This is a genomic window from Bradyrhizobium sp. C-145 (assembly GCF_023375135.1).
Lineage (GTDB): Bacteria > Pseudomonadota > Alphaproteobacteria > Rhizobiales > Xanthobacteraceae > Bradyrhizobium > Bradyrhizobium zhanjiangense.
Genome location: NZ_CP088150.1, coordinates 723,779 through 740,660 on the forward strand (window position 1 = coordinate 723,779; position 16,882 = coordinate 740,660).

Below are 16,882 nucleotides of genomic sequence, written 5' to 3' on the forward strand. Positions count from 1 at the left end.
TTGGCACCGCCCGCGCTCAACTTCGGATGCAGAGAATCTCACAAAGGCTCTGCATTTCCAGGAGCATCGCGGGGCAGATGCTCGTCGTCGCCAGACTGCAGCGAGCCGGCGCATCAGGCCATCCCGAGAGTGTCCGCACGCGCTGAGTGAGCAATTTGGTACAGACGCCGATCCCTAGACGTGTCTAGCCTCACCAACGGATGAAGCTCAACATACCTCTTAGTCAGGTGAAAATCATGGAAATCTCCAGGGAGACAAAAGCTGCCGTGCGGCCGGCACTGTGGGGAGCTGCGGCCGGAGCAATTGCTCTGGCGATGGTGGGGTTCAGCTGGGGCGGCTGGATGACGGGCGGGGCCGCCGAGACCCTCGCGACGAACCGCGCTGCAACGGCTGTCGTCGCAGCTCTCACACCCATCTGCATTGACAGGTTCCGACAAGCCGCTGATGCGTCGGCGAACTTGGTCGAAATGAAGAAGGCGACCTATGCATGGGATCAGAGCAAGTTCGTCGAAAAAGGCGGTTGGGCCACGATGCCGGGAAGCTCTGAGCCAAACTCAGCCGTTGCAATAGCTTGTGCCGAATCGCTTGGTAGCAAGAAAGCTGTGGAGCTGGGGGGATAGTCAGGCAAGTCGCGCGGCGCAAATCCGCGCATAGACGCCAGTCTGCATCTCGCGCAGTCGAAGGGGCTCTTGCAAAGCTGGCCAGACAGTCGTCGCCAGATGGTCAAGCATCAAGTCGTATCGACTTTGAACGAAGAACTCGAAGAAGCCGAAATCCGTGAAGCCCACGTCGAGCCGAAGGCTTCCTCTCGTCATTTCAGTTCCAATTTGCCGCACGCCACGCCGCCTTCCAACCGGTGAACATGATTTCAAATTGTCGTAGGTGGTAGTATGATAGCGTGTTAGCGATCCAGCGAACGAGAGTCCTGCCTTGGTGAAAGCGGCGAAGGACTTGTTTGATCCCAGAGCCTTCCTTGCCAAGGTCGGGGCCGGAAAATCGATTTCTAAATTTGGCAAAGGTCAGAACGTGTTCGCACAGGGAGATGTCGCGGATGCGGTGTTCTACATTCAAGAGGGAAAGATCAAGCTCACGGTCGTTTCGGACCAAGGTAAGGAAGCGGTCGTCGGAATTCTGGAGCCGGGACAATTCTTTGGCGAGGGCTGCCTCAATGGTCATCCATTGCGTATTGCCACGACTACGGCAATGGAGCCCTGTATCATCACGAGAATATCGAAGACCGCGATGATTGCAGCGCTCGAAGGCAAGCCGAAGTTCTCTCAGTTGTTCATGGCGTATTTGCTCGCGCGCAATAGCCGGATTGAAGAAGACCTGATCGACCAACTCTTCAATTCGAGCGAGAAACGCTTGGCGCGCCTGCTGCTTCTGCTGGCGAATTTCGGCAAGGAAGCCAGCTCGCAACCCATAGGCGTCACTATCAGCCAGGAAACGCTGGCCGAAATGATCGGTGCGACCCGATCACGGGTGAGCTTCTTCATGAACAAGTTCCGCAAGCTCGGCTTCATCAGCTACAATGGAAAGATCGAGGTTCATAGCTCGCTTCTGAACGCGGTGCTGCGCGACAAATCCGAGATAGACCGGAAGGATTGACCGCCGCGCGGTCAATCCAATGCATGGCCGATTGCCCAGGCCAAACGCGTGCCATCAGCCCACGCGATAGCGGATCAGGGCGAACTGGGGCCGCCGCCAGTTTGTCCCTGCTGGTTCCAGCGAATGGCGGACCAGGCTCTTTCGTGCAGATAGTAGAGGATCATTTTCGTAATGGCCTCAGCACCGGCGATCGAACCTGCAACCTTGACGCTACCGGTGAAGATAAGACTCAGCACGAAGGTGTCGATACTACCGGTGATCCTCCAGCTGACAGCTTTGACCAAGGAGCGAAAATGGGAATCTCGCGTCCGAATGAACATCCGTCCCTCCCGTCCCTCCTAAGCTCGATCACGTCGGCTATCCCCGCAAAGGCAGGCTGTAGCTGATGCTGCTTCGGGGGCGGGAATTGAATCGTAGTCGCATTATCCTCCTTGAGGGGGCCTGGCTATCGCGACTGAGTCTTGTCCGGCGACTTTTTCGCGGTATTCTCGTGGTGCAGATCTCAAGCCAGCCTATGAAATGCTGGCGGCAAAACCTCTCGCACGAGCTGACTTAGATCTAAAGCCTCGCCGCTTTCTGCAATGTCCGAGAACAGAACCTCGATAAATGGATGTTGCCGGTTGAACGCAGCCCCTCGCTGGTATTTCGCGCTCACAATCCGTTGGATTGCCGCAAGATTTAGCTTTCCGAGCGCATTGTATTGATCGCGGAACAGACTTTGCCGTCCGCCATGGTGCTCGGTAGATTTGGCCCAGACGTCCATCACTTTGCGGCCGACGAACGCCTCGACGCGTTCAGTTCCATCCTGAGCAAAAAGCCGTAGCCCATCCATACTATGGGGGCCGTCATCGACGCTAAATTGTGTAAGTGACATTAGGAGTCCTCCTGTCTTTCCGCGTTTACTCACATCGGCAGTTCGTCGCGGACTGAGCCTCCCTCGTTCTCCCACCGCGACAGAGCGGCAGCGCCCGATCTCGTAGCGCTAGGCCTATCCTTTGCTAAAGGTAGCTTGTTGCGACCGACTTCATTCTTGTCCCCGAGCTCCGTCAATAAGACGAAGCCAGCCCTCCAAGCCTTGAATTTACGGCTTTCCTCAGCGCGGGTCGAACCCTTGACGAGTTCGCCGGACGCGGTTGCTCTTGCGCGATGTTGCTGAGATTTGAACATATGCAGAGCCCTTTCGTTGGAAGTCTCCGCGCAATCCGGCCAATCTCGATGGTTGACCAGGGTAGATTTGGATATGGGGATCGAACGGCTGAATAACGAGTCCGTGGCATAAATAAGATTGCCAAAGGAGTGCGCGGATAAGCTTTGCCGTGCGTCCAGCCGTCCCGCCTGGGAAAAGGGCCGCTGCGGCGGACTGCAATCAGAAACAAGTCACTCCTATCTTCGACCGCACCGTAGTTGCGAGCGATAGCGTCAGCTGCAATTTGCGGCGAAGAAGCAGGTGCCCGACAGCGTCCGACCAGAACGAGAGGCCCGTCAGGGACGGTCTGATCAGTGGTGCTGACAGACGGAACCACGGCAATCGCGGCCCGGCGCTGGTTCGCACGCTAAGCTTCTGTTCTATCGATCCAAAGAGATTCGCTGCGGGATGGTAAGACAAGCTGTCCGTCTTAGCTTCGGACGCCGCGGAGCGGCTCTTCTGCTCGTCGAGCGAGAGAGCAAGAGACGATGACCCGGTGCTCGCATGAACTGGAGCTTGGTCTCTGATGAATGACTCGGTCAGCCAAAGAAAAGGATAGCTATTCGAGCAAAAGGCGTGCACCGTCCGGTGGTCTTCAATTGTGGTGTCGGCGCGGAGGTGTATCCTGCGTAGAGGCGTCGCAATGAAAAAATGGCTCCCGCGCCGTCCGCGCACCGCCAACGTCAATCAAGTTTGCAATCGAGGCCGTGACGTCCTCAATGCGGACTGCCACTTGCGCCCGACGAGATATCCAGGTTCAGCGTCCGTCCGCTACGCGGCGCCTCATGAGCCAATGCGCGAGAATGACCATGACGACGACCCGATCGCGACAGAAATCGGTGGTGCTCAAGCACCCGTTCCGGATCGAACGGTTGTTACCGGCCCGCTCTGCCGACGAAGAGTCGATGGAGGCATTTGTCCTCTCCAGACTTTACGTTGCCACAAGGATCGTGGTGCCAGCGCCGGCGCCCCGCAGCCCTTTCCTCGAGATGGTAACGATCAGTTCTTGACGGTGAAATGCGCGTCGACCTTGACGGGCATCGCGATATACCGCGCCGCGCACTTACGCGCGACAGATGGCACTCTAAATCGAAAGGCGGCGTTCTGCTTGCGCTTGCCAGCCACATCGCCTGCTCAACATCTCCAATGAGCTTGCGATGCAGATCGCGCCCAGCCTCGCTGGCATTTTGGTTACGATCGCGGCCGCATTGCTGTTGAGACCCGATCGAGACCAAGCCGAGGCGGCGACCATGACGACATGAAGACCACGACGTCCGAATGACCCGTGGTAAGTGATATTTCATACGGAAAGATCGATCAAAGTCGACCCAGCGAGGTGAGACAATGGGAAACTTCAAGATAGGGGTCGCACGCATCGAGATGATTTCGCCGAACGAACGAGGCATGGACATCCGTTTGACGTTTCAATTCGAGGGCGATCAGACCAGTTTTGCCTTGCCAATCTTTCTGAGCTCTTGCGAATTCGACGACACCGAAATCGTCAAGGTCGCTCGAAGCAAGTTATATGACGTGTTCTGGCAGCTTTGCGGTCAGTGCGAGGATTGGCAGTTGTCGGACGACGAACGTCGCGAGCTCGCAAAGATCAACGTGAGGCCTGCGGGACAATGTCGATTGGTCCGTGAATCAAAGAGCTAATCGCCAGTTTGGAGCGGCAAAGAGGACGATGCACTGCCTGTACTCTTCTCTATCCCTGTAGTGAAGGTTGAAAGCTTGATCATACCTGTCGTGGGCTTCGGTACCAACGCTGTGTCGGCCGGGCCACCATCCCTTCGGTGGATTGTAGTTGTCGGTCCCGCTGTCATCCGCTTCCGGTAAGCCAGCGATGTCCATGCGCTGGAGCACCACCAGGCCCTCTCTCGGCTTCATTGTACGCACTTCTCCTGTTCGGCATGTCGGTAATTTCATCTGCCGCCACTGCTTAACTTGCTCGCCATCATTCCAACAAAGAGAGAACCTGCTTTTCGGGACTGATCCTCCCTGTGAGGCTGCTTCCCTATTTGGAAACGACCGCCAGGCGATTGGAACTGCCAGAGGTTGCGGCCCACGCCGGATGCCTATGAGCGTGGCTCGATCGAGGCTTAGACGAACCACCAACGAAAGATGGTAGGCTTTAGCGGTCGGACGCAGCGCCGACCGGCTTTTGCGCCGATCGGCGTTTCAAGTGCTTGATGGATCTCGAATTGGCGGGGTCAAAGTTGGGCTCTGACGCATATTCGATGACCGTGATTGTTTTTATGGCGCGCCAATCAGCCTAGCCTGAAGGAGATCGAGCTTAGCGCGCCCGTACATCTGCCGTTTGACCAGCTTGAGCTTGGTGATCTGAGCTTCCACTTGGCCATTGGACCATGGTTGCGTAATAGCGGCGTGCACTGCGCCCTTATCGTTGGCGATTCCATTCGCGAAGGAGGCAATGAGGCTCCGCTTGGATTCATCAATCCAAGGTTCGAGCTCCATCTCGGCGTTCCTTCGGATCATCGCGTGGAAGCGGCCAACGAGAGCTTGGGCATCAGCCAGCATAGGAACGTTTTGTTCGATGACGGCAAGCGTGACGGTCTCGGCCTTGGTTAGGTGGTCGCGCTTCGTCGTCATCAGCTGCGTATCGTCCTGGCGGCGGGGACCTTCTGCAATTGTTGATGGCTGATAGTCTCGGCGCGCCGCCGTCGCGTCGCCCATTCCGCCACCACGCGCAGCGATCCCTTGAAGCCTTGTCCCTTCAAACGGCGCCAGAGTTCGGCACCGTTGCGACAGCCGCCTGACCACTGCGCGTCCAGGAACGGCAGATGCCCGTCCAGGGTGCTTTGTGTCAATCGGCTTGCAAATTTTGCAGGCCGAATGACAACCTTGACATTTCGAAACAAGAGCAGAAGCGGCGGCTCGCCGACCGCCAAAGGGATCCCCTGAAGCAGTGGAAGCTGAGTCGCATCGATGCCAAGGCGCAGAAGTATTGGAAGGCCTATTCCGAAGCACGGGACAAGATGCTGGAGCGGACGCACACTGTTACCTCGCCCTGGACCGTGGTCCGGGCCGGCGACAAGGAACATGCGCGGCTCAATGTCATTCGCGATATGCTGTGGCGTCTGAACTATCCCGGACGGCACCGTCGTCTCCAGAGGCCGGATCCGGCGGTCGTTCTTCCTTACGATAAAGCCTGTTATGAGCGTGGCTTGATCGAGGCGTAGATGGAGTCCCGTGATGCACCAGTTCGCCCACTCTTGAGACATAAGCCGTCTCCGACGACTGCCGGACGCATTCACCACTTCTCTGAAACGACGTGGCGGCAATTATCGCAATGGAATATCCGTTGAGCTGGGCGGGCGCCAACACTGCGAAGATCGAGCCGATGCCTCATAGGCACACCACATTTGTCGCAGGGCCGTGACGGTATCTCCGATCGCTCCATCAGGAGAGTGGGCGGCATCTCCGTCACTTCTCAATGCCTGAGATTCCGTTGATGCAGCCAAGCCAGATGACTGACCGGATTGGGTCTTCCAGAGCGCAGCTTGGTCAGATTTCAACTTTGGATCTTCAGGGGAAGGGAACGCAAAGTCCAAAATGTCGTCGCGAACAGGTCTGTGGCTATTGGGGATGGTTGGGAAGCGGCTCGTTGAGAGCGGGGAGATCTGGGACAGCTATCAACAATGGACTGACCGGAGTTCCGCCGCTGTACCGTTTTGCTCACCCGCCAAGAAGTCCGAAGCCAAACCATAAGCAGCTTGGCTGAGAGCGTGGACGAACTGAACCTTCCCCATCAGGGCGCGTTGGGCCGCATCACCCGTCAAGGCTCGTCACGCAGGCTTCGGTGGCTGAGAGACGCCTTTGCGCTCCCCCCGCCAACGTAGGATAGCAACATGGCCCAGCCCTTCGGGGTCGAGCACTTCCCGATTGATCCAGCACTGAGCTTGCCAGCGGCGCCCGCAAAGTGGCAGACATTGCCTGACTTCGCAATTGGCGCCTAACCTTTTTCATCACCATAACTATAGCAATGTGTGCTTGGCTGTACGTGCTCTTTTTGCTTCTGCGAGCCGCCATTGTCTGGCTGTGGGCATAGGCGAAACGCCTAACGGGGCCGGAAAGCCTGCGATGGCGGGGGATCCCACCAAGGGGGCGGGATCATCCATGCCGCAGTCTGTGCTCCCCCACAGATCGCCCATCGTCAGCGCGGACGCCGGCCTATATGTTGTTGGGCCAGTCATCCGGCTTCGTGTGCTTGGCTTCTTCGGCTAGAAGCCGGATCAACGTTTCGTGGCGAGCCTCATCTCGATGCGGTCACCTTCGCTGATGGCGATGAGCTTCTTATAGCTCCGGATATTTTCGTGATTGATGTAATCATTCATTGCGCCCTCCAACGGACTTAGCCGCGTGGTGCGCGAGATTCAATATTAGCCGCGTCTTGCGCAGGAAACGCAAGCCTCATTGTCGGCTAGGGAAGGAAATGCGAGACAGTGCCGCTGTCCCACAAGGCATCCATCAATGATTTGCAACCAAATGGCCTCGTGGCCGTTCTGTCGTAATCACCGGCCCTGTCCGTTGGGCTTCCGGTGGCTGAGAGACCCGGCAGTGCTCCCGCTCACGAACGGGAGACACCCATGGAAAACCAACCGTCACAACAGTCGATCGCACTGACCTGCTCAGATTGCGGAAGGCGACCCAAGTTCATCACCAGCATCCTAGTGCCCCGAACAGGGCGTACAATCCGCATGTTCACTTGCGAGTGTGGGAAGCGAAACTGGATCGAAAGCGAATGATTGAAGTCACAGGTGGCCCGGAAGGTCGGGGCGGACCCGGCTTGATCAACTACAACGGAAAATCGAGGTCGTCGGTTCGTTGCTGGACCCGGTTTTGTACGATAAGCCCGTGCTCAGCGACACATAAGACGTCCGGGTAGGCGTATCAGAGCGGACGGACGCAGCCTCATGACGCCCAGCTATTGAGGCAGGGTTTCTGGTAGCAGTCTCGCCGTGCCTTGCCCGAAACCACAAGCTCACGGCAGGCGACATTGGAGCAACTGAGGCGTTCGACCCGGTCTACCCCCGATGATCGGGTTCGGACGCGTTCTAACACAAAGGCAGAGCACAATGACCGCCATCACCGTCCGTCGTTGGCTGTTATCGGTGACAGAGAGTGCTGCATGCTCCCGCCAACCAAGGAGCGTTGGCCATGTCAAATTATAAAGCCTACCTCATTTCTCGAGACGGCCATCACATTAGAGCTGTCGACCTTGAGTGCGTCGACGATGACGCTGCAAGAGACTTGCAGAGCAGCTCACGAACTTCAGTAATGTCGAGCTATGGGAGCACTCTCGCAAAGTTGCGAAGTTTGACAGCAAATCTGACTGAAGGACACCAACCGCGGGCGTCTCTTCTGCTCATTCCCTGTCGTTGTCCCCCGACCAACGGCTCGCGTCGCCGACTGCAATCTTGTTGACCTTTATGCCGATGCGGGTGGCGTCTGTTCGCTCAGAACCGCCGCTATGCAGTCCCCTATTGATTTTGGACGGCAAGCGCCAAGTCCCGGATACTTAAGATCAAGGCATTCAATCATGATGCCAGGCTCTTCAACCTGCCTCCGCAGGGCGGGCAAGGACCGGTCGAGAGAATCTGGACAGATGAGCCGACTCCACAAAGGGGCCCACCTCGTTGCGCGCATCGGCTGGTTGAGATCGGCCGTGCTCGGCGCCAATGATGGGATCATATCGACAGCAAGTCTTATCCTGGGGGTGGCGTCGGCTGCCGTCTCCCGAGGCGATATTCTCTTGACCGGGATCGCCGGGTTGGTCGCCGGCGCCATGTCCATGGCGGCTGGCGAATATGTTTCAGTCAGTTCGCAGTCGGATACGGAACATGCCGACCTCGCGCGTGAGAAGCGTGAACTGGCAGACGACCCGGTGTTTGAGAGGGAAGAGCTCGCTCAGATCTATGTCGCGCGAGGCGTCGAGGCCGGTCTCGCCCGCGAGGTTTCGAAGCAATTGATGGCAAAGGACGCGTTGAGCGCGCATGCCCGGGACGAACTTGGCATTTCGGAAATCAGCACCGCTCGTCCGGTGCAGGCAGCGTTGGCATCGGCTGCGACCTTCTCCGCCGGAGCGGCAGCGCCGCTTGTGCTTGTCCTGGTCTCGCCATCCAATGTGTTGATCCCGGCCGTCGCTGCAGGTTCGCTGCTCTTCCTGTCGCTGCTCGGCGCGATCGGCGCCAAGGCAGGAGGCGCCGGCTTGTTAAAGCCAACCATGCGAGTGACATTCTGGGGAGCCTGCGCGATGGGATTGACGGCCGGAATTGGCGCAGTTGTTGGAAAGGTTGTGTGAGCGTCGGTAGCGCGTGCGAAGCCACCTCATGCACTCTCCCGGCTTCCTTGGCATATGCTCCCTCGGAGTTTTCCCTCCATCGCTTACCCTGGTGTCGGTGCGAATTTTAGACTGAAGAGAGGGGCGATAGACGGAGCCTCCCGGAAGTGCTGTGCAAACCTGGATACCGCTTCGATGCGCTGCAGGAAATGCAGCGGATCTTAGACCTTCGCGCAGATCCCTCATGCCAGCTTCCCGTGATGCTCAGTCTGAATTGAACGAAATTTTGTAGCCTGCATTTTCGAGAGCGGAGAGGACGGCTGTTGCGATAGTCTTGCATTCGTTGGGCTCTTTGTAGGTTTTCGGCCACACCGTCCCGTTTCCCGCGTCCGGAAAATCAACGAAAGCTGATTGGATAGCGCGTTCGATGGTCCTTTCGAGCTTCTCATCCCGTATCATTGCCTGGTCTCCCGCTTCTCGACGATCGTCATAGGATCATCACTTTACCTAGAGCCGTTGCAGTACGCTACCAATCGCTGGAGCGCACGATACCTTGTTGGAAGGAGCAGAACGTATTCTCGTTCCTCGGATGATCAGCGCAGGCGAGCGTAGGCCTCACCGACCCGCGATGCTCAAGCCAGGCCTCTTTGCGGCTGGCGACGTGGGGGACGTTGTCTATCGGAAGGCTGTCACGCCGGTCTCGGCTGCATGACGGCACTTGAGGCCGCTCGCTTTCTCTTTCTCTTGGTCCTTCCAGCCGGCGTGCTTGTCCCATTTAAGATCGGTCCAATCCTTAAGCGGTCGGCAAAAAAGTATGGTTGATTTACCTAGTGATTTCAATTACATAAGAGTTCGCAGTTTTATTCTGAGTGGCGCACCAAAACTACGCTTTTCCATGCTGCAGCACGATCTTGCGATTGCGTTCGCTAGATGATCGGCGGAACGTTCGCGGATTTCTCTCCCTAGGGGTCGCCAAGTTCACGTACGTTCAAGTCGAGCCCCCGCAACCAATCCGCCGACATCAAGTAAAGCAAGCCCGCCTTTGGCGGGCTTTTTCATTTTGACGGCTTTACCTTAGTTGGCCGCCGGTTCGCGTGATCCTCGAACAAGGCGGCGAGTTGCTTTGCGCAGCTCTTGAGCGGCAGTGAATCCTGCCGGGCTTTCGCGATCGCCATCGCACCCGAGTAAGAAGCCACGACAAAGGTAGCAAGCTCGTCGGGGCTGCCATGCCTCAGTTCGCCAGATTTGTGATCGGCCCTGAATTTGTCGGCGATTGCCCGCTGCCAGCTGTCAAAGACGTCCTGGAGCTCTCTACGGAAATCAGGGTCCGCCAGCGACAGCTCGATGGCCAAGTTGCCAAGCGGGCATCCGAGCACGCTCCCGCGCCTGTCCAGTGTGTTCGCGATCGCGGCGAATGCCTGCCTGACGCCTTCCGCCCCGCTTCGAGCCAACCGCACGGGCTCGATCCAGGTTTGCTCTACCGCGAGCGACACTCGTTCGCGGATGACCGCGAGCCCAATGCTCTTCTTGGATGGGAAATGGTGATGCATGGCGCCGGCCGTGACCGCCGCGTCGCGCATGATCTCGTGAGTCGTGGTCGAATGATAGCCGCGCGACTGGAAGGCCGCGGCAGCAGCGTCGAGCACGCGACGCTTGGTCTCGTCAGGGGCGTTCGATCGGCTGCGTGCTGCTATTGGCATCAATAGAATCCTCAAGGCTTCGATTCCCAGAAAATAGCAACTTGACAAAACAGGTCAACCGGTCTGTATTACAAACAGATCAATCGGTCTGTTTGGAGATATCCGTGGCAACTGACACAGCGCAGGCATCAGAGAGCCCAATACATGCCGGGGCGTTCGCCAGTCCGATCATTGATCTCCGGCAATACACGCTCTATCCGGGAACGCGCGACGAGTTCATCAACCTGTTCGATGGCCAGTTCGTGGAGACGCAGGAAGCCTGCGACATGAGGTTGATCGGTCAGTTCAGGGATCTCGGCGATCCCAACAAGTTCGTATGGATGCGCGGCTTCGATGACATGCCGTCGAGGGCGCGGGCGCTGAATGCATTCTATCTTCACAGCGAGGCATGGGCGCGTTACGGCGAGAAGGCCCGGTCGAGCATGATAGACAGTACCGATGCGCTGATGCTGAAGCCGGTAAGCGGAGAGCGCGGTTTCCGCTTGCACGATCCGGCGCTGCGCCCCGCGCTCGAATCGCCGCCTCCCTGCGGCCTGATCGTGGTGACGCTGTATTACCTCCCGGATCGTCCAGAGCCGGATTTCTTCGAGTTCTTCTTCAATGCCGTAGAGCCGCTGCAGGCGCGGGCCGGCGCCAGATCCTTCGGCCTTTTCACGCGCGAATACAGCGCCAACAATTTCCCGCGGTTGCCATTGCGTGAGAACGAGCATGTGGTGGTGTCATTCGCCGCCCTCGATAGCATCGATGCGTATCATCGATATCTGACGGCCATCGGCCATGATGGGGGCTGGCGGTCGGAAGTCTACCCCGATTTGGTCCGCAGGCTGTACGGGAGGCCGCAAGTCTTGCGGCTGTCGCCGACCTCGCGCTCACTACTGCGGCCGTAGCCGAGAGCGGAAGTCACCCGCAGCATTCACGCTCTCCCAAAGTGAAGGCAGACTGCGATGACCAGCGTCGAGCCGACCATGCGCATCTATTCCGGCCCGCTCAGCATGTTTGGAGCCAAGGCCGAAATCGCGGCCCGGGAGAAGGGGCTCAATTTTGAGCTAATCATGGTCCCTTTCGTTTCGGACTACGAGCCCAAGCATCCCGAGGTCGTGAGGATCAATCCAAAGCAGCAAGTGCCGGTGCTGGTGCACGGTGATCTCGAAATCTTCGATTCGACCCAAATCTTCGAATATCTCGAAGATCTCAAGCCGGTGCCGGCGCTCTGGCCGTCGGGACCTGCGGCGCGAGCGTGGGCGAGGATTCTCGAGTTGAAATCGGACGAGGTGTTTTTTGCGCACATTATCCGGCTGATGAATTTGCGAAAGAACCCGGATGCAGCTGCCGCCGCCGCAGCGAAGCAAGTTGCTTTGGCGTATTACAGGGAAATGGAAGCGATCCTCTCCGACCGCCGGTTCCTCGCGGGAAGCTTCTCCTACGCCGATATCGCTTTCTACATGGCGCAGCTGTTCGCTGAACGAATGGGTGCGCCGCTGGATGCGACGATGCCGGCCCTGCTTCGCTGGCGCGACGCGATGAGCGCCCGACCGGCGGTACGCAGCGTAGTCGGGCCAATGGTGAAATTTCTCTATTCAAGCAAGCGACCGGTTCCGGATTTCCTTGCCGACCTTGCCGGCGACGCGGCGGCGGGCCGCGAAGGGCAACGTCCGGTTTGATCGACAGGAGAATGACATGCAGCTTCTTGAGCCAACCGACAAAGCCGTCCAGGCCGCATTGCGACAATATGAAAAGCTGTTCGCGGCCGGTGACGTCGATGGAATCCTGCAAGGATTTGCCGACGATGTGTGCGTTCGCTACGGCGCCAATCCCCCGTTTGCAGGCAAGGACGCGCTGCGAGAACTGCTGCTCCGGAGATTCTCGGCGATGCGCGACTACCGGCTTTCCAAGAAGCTGGAATTCATCCGAGATTCCCAAATCGCTTCGTCATGGACGGGTACGTGGATCGACAGCGTTTCCGGGATACGGATGGAGGTGTTTGGGATCGAAATCCTGCGGGTGCGCGATGGGCTATTCGTCGAATGGTCGGCCGCGGTATCGACATGGCAATCGAAACGCTTGGAGCAGGAAGGTTAGCGATCAATTGTTTCGGCGGAGCCGCTGCAGCTGAGACGAGGTTTCGCATCCGTCTTGCAGCGATGGTTATGCAGCCAGCTTTGGATCGTCCCTCCATCGCTTGAACCATGGGACGCAGCTACCAGCTCAACCCGGCGTCCATCAAACCGGCAGCTGCTCAATAGACAGCACCAGTCTCTATGGGGGACTTCGAACGTGGATACAGGCGATTGGCTTCAAGAGAGGCTGTCGGACCAGTGATCCTGCGCCTGTAAATCGTGGGCGGAAATACACATTCGCGGGCCTCCATCGGTGGATAGCTTGGGCATCCGTGGGGGATTGACTAGATCGATTTGGGGGAATATCAATTTCGGACCAATCGGTCCAAAAAATGGCGCGACCTAGAGAATTCGATTACGAGAAGGTCTTGGACAGCGGGCTCCAGCAGTTCTGGCGCGCCGGTTACGAGGCGACGTCACTCGACGATCTGCTCGAAAAGACTGGTTTGAGCAAAAGCAGCCTCTACGGAGTATTCGGTAGCAAGCACGAAATGCTGTTGGCATCACTTGACCGTTACATTGATACCGTGCTGCAGGCGAACATCGAAGACTTGCAACGCGGACCCGCGCGAGTGGCGATCATGCGCAGCTTCGAGAAGATCCTGGGCTTTGTGCCTTCCTCCAAGATTTGTTTCCTGCAAGTCTGCGCGACGGAGCTGGCAGGGCACGACCAACTCGTCCGCACGCGCGTTCGTCGCGGACTCGAGCGGCTGCAGCGGGCGTACCGTGACGCCATCCTGCGGGGGCAGGCGAGAGGAGAATTCGCGTCCGGGGTCGATGCAGATGCGCTCTCGGGCTTTCTCATCACTAATCTTTACGGCCTTCAGGTGCTGGGACGCGCCGGTTTCGAAACCGACGGCCGGCGGAAGACGCTCGCGCTGGTGCTGAATGCACTGACATAAAAATTTTTTGATCTAATGCGGACCGATCAGTCCATAATGATGAGGAGCAGACGTGAGTGTCGAAAGATTCACCGGCCAGCAGCGCTGGGTGCTGGGCTTGATCGCGGCGGCCTCGTTCATCGCCGTGATGGACGGCATGGTCGTCACCACGGCACTGGATGCCATCCGCCGCGACCTGTCGCCGCCGCTGTCAGATCTGCACTGGACGATGACGGCCTATAGCCTGAGCTTCGCCGCGCTCTTGATGGCGGGCGCAGCGCTTGGCGATCGGATCGGGCGCCGTACGATGTTTATTCTTGGTCTGTCCGCTTTCGCCGTTGCGTCAGCAGGCTGCGCAGCCGCGACTTCGATTGGATGGCTTATTGCAGCCCGGGCGCTGCAGGGCGCGGCTTCCGCGCTGCTTGTACCGGTCGCGATGGCCATGCTCGGAACGGCGGTGACGCCGGCGCAACGGCCGCGCGCGATGGGCCTGTTCAGCAGCATCACGGGCCTTGCCGTATTGTCCGGACCGGTCATTGGTGGCCTGCTGGTCGACGCTTTCGGCTGGCGCTGGGTGTTCTGGATCAATCTGCCGCTCTGCGCCGTGACCGCGCTCCTCGCGGGCTGGCGCATCGAGCGCAACGATCGTGTCGCCGCTCAAATCGATTGGCTCGGCGTCACCCTGCTGACGACGGCGATGACAGCTACCGTTTGGGGCGTGTCGGAAGGCAATGTATCTGGCTGGTCCGAGGTGACGGTCGTCACGGCGCTGACGGCCGGGACCGCGGCAACGCTTGCCTTCTTCGCTTGGCAGCGCAGGGCTTTGCATCCGCTGGTGCCGAGCCGGCTGCTCGCCTCGGTTCAGTTCAGGGCCGGCAATCTCGCGTGTCTGCTGATGTTCATGAGCATGATGGGTACGTTGATGTTCATGGCGCAGTATTTTTCGATTGCCCAGCAGGCGACGGCGTCGGGCGCCGGTGAAAGGATGCTGCCTTGGACGATATCGCTGTTCGCCGTTGCGCCCCTTGGCGGCATCGCCGCCGGTCTCTTCGGAGAGAAGGCCCCGGCCGTGGCGGGTCTGCTGCTGCAGAGCGCTGCGCTGCTGTGGATGTCAGCCCTTTGCGCTGGCGCCTATGACTATGGCGCCTGGGTCGCGCCACTGGTGTTGGCGGGCGTTGGAATAGCCCTAGCGATGCCCGCGGTGCAGAGCGCGGTACTCGGCTCCGTTGCGCCCGCCGACATGGGCAAAGCGTCCGGCATCTACAATACGATGCGGCAATTGGGATGGGCCTGCGGCGCGGCCGCGGCCGTCGCCGTGTTCAGCGGCTTTGGAAATCTCGCGACGGCAAAGACCATGGCGGCCGGCTACTCCGCGGTCTTGCTGTTGACGGCCGGGCTCTCGGCGACCGCCGCGCTGGTGTCGTCGCGATTGCCAAGCGCCGCCCGATCGCATCAGCCGGTTGCCAAGCCGGGCATCGACAACGCTCCGAGCAAGGTCATTGAGACCGTATGATCCCGGCTGACAAGCCCCCCGCATTTCCAGGAGAAGCCAGATGATTGACAGGCGAACATTCGGACTCACTTTGGCTTCGGCCGGCGCTGTGCCGGCTCATGCCGGAACATCCCAGGCCCGAGACGACATCCGCGAAGCCAACAAGCAGACCGTGCTGGCATTTTACGATGCCGCACTAAGGCAGTCGGATTTTGATGCCGCCGCCACCCACTTCGGACCGCGCTACATCCAGCACAATCCGATGATCAAGGACGGCATCGACGGCTTTCGCTCTTTCGTCCATGACCTCAAGAAGCAATTTCCCGAGCTGCGCAGCGACATCAAGCGCGTCTTCGCCGAAGGCGATTTCGTCATCCTTCACGTTCACGCGCAGCGCCAACCGAGCGAATTGGGATTGGCGATCGTGGACATCTTCCGGCTCGAGAACGGCAAGATCGTCGAGCATTGGGACGTGCGCCAGCCCCTCACCGAAGCAACGGCGGCTAACGCCAACGGCATGTTCTAGTCCAGAGCATGATCCGCAAAAGTATGCAGCAGGTTTCCGGAAAGATCGTGCTCAATCAAGGAGCTGGCGCGCGATGGCGATTCAGCCAAATACCAGCGCGCGTTAGTGGCGAGTTCAGTCAGGAAGATTGAGAGGAGAACCACGTGGAACAACGCGTTGCCTCATCCAGTATCGGCAAACCGGACAGCCCATCGCTGCAACATGCCACCGCGGATATCGAACCTGGCGTCAGCATCCATTATGTGGTCGCCGGAAGCGGGCCGCGGACGGTTGTGCTGCTGCACGGGTTTCCGCAGACGTGGCGAGCCTGGCGTCACATCATTCCGCGATTGGCCAATGCGGGCTTTCGCGTCATTGCCCCTGACTATCGGGGCGCTGGCAATTCGTCGAAGCCGCTTTCCGGCTACGACAAGCGCACGATGGCCACTGACATCTATCGGCTGCTCTACGAGCACCTGAAGCTGTCGTGCCCGGTGGCGATGGTCGGCCACGATATCGGACTCATGGTGGCCTACGCGTTCGCGCAGACCTATCACGAGGACGTCACTCATCTCGTGGCAGTCGATGCTCCGCTACCGGGAACGGCGATCTTCGACCAACTGTCCGGCAATTCGCGCAACTGGCAGTTTTCGTTCCACAAAGTCCGGGACTTGCCCGAGCTACTGGTGTCGGGTCGCGAACGAGAATACTTGCAATGGTTCTTCAACTTCCGGATATCGAATCCGGCAGCCATCACCGAAGCGGATTTCCGGGATTATCTGACGGCCTACACGGCGCCGGGCGCCATGCGCGCGGCGTTCGAACTCTATCGATCGTTTGACCAGGATTCGAAAGACAATCGCGATCTTCTCGCCAACAAGGGCAAGCTGAGAATTCCGGTGCTGGTTGCGGTCGGCGCGACGAGCCCGACCGCCTCCCCTGTACGCGGCATGATGGAGGAGGTCAGCACCGATCCGAGGGTCCTCCCGCTCCCCGGTGCAGGCCATTGGATCGCCGAGGAGAATCCTGAAGGCTTTGCAGCCGGATTGATTGATTTCATGGGGCCGCACCGTTGAGCAACGCTCTCGCTCG

15 protein-coding genes and 2 pseudogenes are annotated in these 16,882 nt (G+C 58.7%); 13 read left to right on the top strand and 4 right to left on the bottom strand.

What is annotated here, in order from left to right:
- Positions 1–200 precede the first annotated feature (200 nt).
- Together LRP30_RS03340 and LRP30_RS03345 are read left to right on the top strand one after the other, a co-directional pair.
- Entirely contained in the window at positions 201–620 is a 420-nt protein-coding gene (locus tag LRP30_RS03340; RefSeq protein WP_249759357.1) for a hypothetical protein, read from the top strand.
- A gap of 310 nt (positions 621–930) precedes the next feature.
- Positions 931–1,608 (top strand): Crp/Fnr family transcriptional regulator, encoded by a 678-nt coding sequence (locus LRP30_RS03345; protein WP_249759358.1) that lies wholly within the window; start codon positions 931–933, stop codon positions 1,606–1,608.
- Between the two features lie 74 nt (positions 1,609–1,682).
- Here LRP30_RS03345 and LRP30_RS03350 read toward each other — a convergent pair whose 3' ends face one another.
- Both LRP30_RS03350 and LRP30_RS03355 read right to left on the bottom strand, forming a co-directional pair.
- Complete coding sequence (locus LRP30_RS03350) at positions 1,683–1,928, bottom strand: DUF2061 domain-containing protein (protein WP_166812065.1); 246 nt, start codon at positions 1,926–1,928, stop codon at positions 1,683–1,685.
- Positions 1,929–2,110: 182 nt separating this feature from the next.
- Positions 2,111–2,482, bottom strand: coding sequence for a signal transduction histidine kinase (locus LRP30_RS03355; RefSeq protein ID WP_166812063.1), 372 nt, complete (start codon positions 2,480–2,482; stop codon positions 2,111–2,113).
- A gap of 1,656 nt (positions 2,483–4,138) precedes the next feature.
- Between LRP30_RS03355 and LRP30_RS03360 the strand changes: the two genes are divergently transcribed.
- Positions 4,139–4,450: a hypothetical protein gene (locus tag LRP30_RS03360; RefSeq protein ID WP_249759359.1), complete on the top strand. Its 312-nt coding sequence runs from the start codon at positions 4,139–4,141 to the stop codon at positions 4,448–4,450.
- A 597-nt stretch (positions 4,451–5,047) separates the two neighbouring features.
- Here the strand turns inward: LRP30_RS03360 and LRP30_RS03365 are convergent.
- A pseudogene (locus LRP30_RS03365) lies at positions 5,048–5,634 on the bottom strand (transposase); the annotation flags it as partial.
- On the opposite strand from LRP30_RS03365, the gene LRP30_RS03370 reads away from it, so the two are divergent.
- From LRP30_RS03370 to LRP30_RS45205, 3 genes and pseudogenes are all read left to right on the top strand, one after another.
- Positions 5,596–5,994 carry a hypothetical protein gene (locus LRP30_RS03370; RefSeq protein ID WP_249759360.1) on the top strand — a complete coding sequence of 133 codons (399 nt, stop codon included), beginning with the start codon at positions 5,596–5,598 and terminating at the stop codon, positions 5,992–5,994. The pseudogene LRP30_RS03365 and the gene LRP30_RS03370 sit on opposite strands and share 39 nt — an antisense overlap.
- A gap of 2,426 nt (positions 5,995–8,420) precedes the next feature.
- The gene (locus tag LRP30_RS03375; protein WP_249759361.1) at positions 8,421–9,116 is read left to right on the top strand and encodes a VIT family protein; all 696 of its coding nucleotides are present in this window, start codon (positions 8,421–8,423) and stop codon (positions 9,114–9,116) included.
- A 616-nt stretch (positions 9,117–9,732) separates the two neighbouring features.
- A pseudogene (locus LRP30_RS45205) lies at positions 9,733–9,917 on the top strand (hypothetical protein); the annotation flags it as partial.
- Positions 9,918–10,150: 233 nt separating this feature from the next.
- On the opposite strand, the gene LRP30_RS03380 reads toward LRP30_RS45205, so the two are convergent.
- Positions 10,151–10,741 carry a TetR/AcrR family transcriptional regulator gene (locus LRP30_RS03380; RefSeq protein WP_245508756.1) on the bottom strand — a complete coding sequence of 197 codons (591 nt, stop codon included), beginning with the start codon at positions 10,739–10,741 and terminating at the stop codon, positions 10,151–10,153.
- A 95-nt stretch (positions 10,742–10,836) separates the two neighbouring features.
- Between LRP30_RS03380 and LRP30_RS03385 the strand changes: the two genes are divergently transcribed.
- The 7 genes from LRP30_RS03385 (at position 10,837) to LRP30_RS03415 (ending at position 16,866) form a co-directional block, all read left to right on the top strand.
- Entirely contained in the window at positions 10,837–11,682 is an 846-nt protein-coding gene (locus LRP30_RS03385) for an NIPSNAP family protein (RefSeq protein ID WP_249759362.1), read from the top strand.
- A gap of 78 nt (positions 11,683–11,760) precedes the next feature.
- Entirely contained in the window at positions 11,761–12,456 is a 696-nt protein-coding gene (locus tag LRP30_RS03390; RefSeq protein ID WP_249759363.1) for a glutathione S-transferase family protein, read from the top strand.
- A gap of 16 nt (positions 12,457–12,472) precedes the next feature.
- A complete protein-coding gene (locus LRP30_RS03395) occupies positions 12,473–12,874 on the top strand; it encodes a nuclear transport factor 2 family protein (RefSeq protein WP_249759364.1) in 402 nt (133 codons plus the stop codon).
- A 406-nt stretch (positions 12,875–13,280) separates the two neighbouring features.
- Positions 13,281–13,814, top strand: a complete 534-nt coding sequence (locus LRP30_RS03400) for a TetR/AcrR family transcriptional regulator (RefSeq protein WP_249759365.1) — start codon at positions 13,281–13,283, stop codon at positions 13,812–13,814.
- A 52-nt stretch (positions 13,815–13,866) separates the two neighbouring features.
- Positions 13,867–15,306, top strand: coding sequence for an MFS transporter (locus tag LRP30_RS03405; RefSeq protein WP_249759366.1), 1,440 nt, complete (start codon positions 13,867–13,869; stop codon positions 15,304–15,306).
- 40 nt (positions 15,307–15,346) lie between these two features.
- Positions 15,347–15,811 (top strand): ester cyclase, encoded by a 465-nt coding sequence (locus LRP30_RS03410; protein ID WP_249759367.1) that lies wholly within the window; start codon positions 15,347–15,349, stop codon positions 15,809–15,811.
- Positions 15,812–15,954: 143 nt separating this feature from the next.
- Complete coding sequence (locus LRP30_RS03415) at positions 15,955–16,866, top strand: alpha/beta hydrolase (RefSeq protein WP_249759368.1); 912 nt, start codon at positions 15,955–15,957, stop codon at positions 16,864–16,866.
- The last annotated feature ends 16 nt before the right edge of the window (positions 16,867–16,882 follow it).